This window comes from Mesorhizobium sp. M7A.F.Ca.CA.004.12.1.1, from assembly GCF_003997835.1.
Taxonomy (GTDB): domain Bacteria; phylum Pseudomonadota; class Alphaproteobacteria; order Rhizobiales; family Rhizobiaceae; genus Mesorhizobium.
This window is the reverse complement of the sequence record NZ_RZRK01001451.1, coordinates 1-595: the sequence shown is the minus strand read 5'-3', so window position 1 is coordinate 595 and position 595 is coordinate 1. Positions and strand designations below refer to the sequence as shown.

Annotated in this window: 1 protein-coding gene and 1 pseudogene; both read left to right on the top strand. The window is 59.5% G+C overall.

Annotation, left to right across the window (positions count from 1 at the left end; translation table 11 throughout):
* The first annotated feature begins 100 nt into the window (after window positions 1–100).
* Entirely contained in the window at window positions 101–499 is a 399-nt protein-coding gene (locus EN984_RS36985) for an HTH domain-containing protein (RefSeq protein WP_127270804.1), read from the top strand.
* Window positions 483–595, top strand: a pseudogene (locus EN984_RS39580) (terminase small subunit protein); the annotation flags it as partial. The gene EN984_RS36985 and the pseudogene EN984_RS39580, both read left to right, overlap by 17 nt.

Sequence of the window (595 nt, the reverse complement as noted above, 5' to 3'; positions counted from 1 at the left end):
CGGTTAATCGCTCGCCTTTGACGCCTAGCGAAATCCTGACATTGCGCCGACCGCAGGCGAACAATCGATCCGGGCAGTTGCCGCGATGAATGGAGAACTGATGGAGCATCGAAAGCCTCACCGCGCGCCGCTGCCGTTCCACGCCTACTCGTCCTTCAACAAGAGGGGCGGGAAGGCGGTCGACATCGTGACCAGGCGCCGCAACAAGGCGCTCGACATGTACCAGGAGATGAGCACCTACGAGACCATTGCAGAGTCTCTAGACATTTCGCCTACCACAGTCGTCCAATACGTGAAGCGAGCCCGAGACAAGGGTGATGTCAGGGCAAAGCGGCCCTTCAAACACCGGGGCCGGCTCCTCGCCCTCCAAAGGCGGAAAGCGATCAACGACATGAAGGCGCTAGGCATGTCAGCCCGACAGATTTCGAAGCAGCTCGGCATCAATGTGCGGCTTGTGCAGATCAGGCTGAAGGAGTCGGGCAATGGCACGGCCAAGTGAGTTCACCCAGGAGATAGCCGATACCATTTGCCAGAGCCTGGCAGAGGGGAACAGCCTGCGGTCGATCTGTGAAGCCGACGACATGCCGTCGAAAGC

Bases quoted from the DNA above. Each gene is read 5' to 3' on its own strand.
- EN984_RS36985 (WP_127270804.1), top strand. From the start codon at position 101: ATGGAGCATCGAAAGCCTCACCGCGCGCCGCTGCCGTTCCACGCCTAC.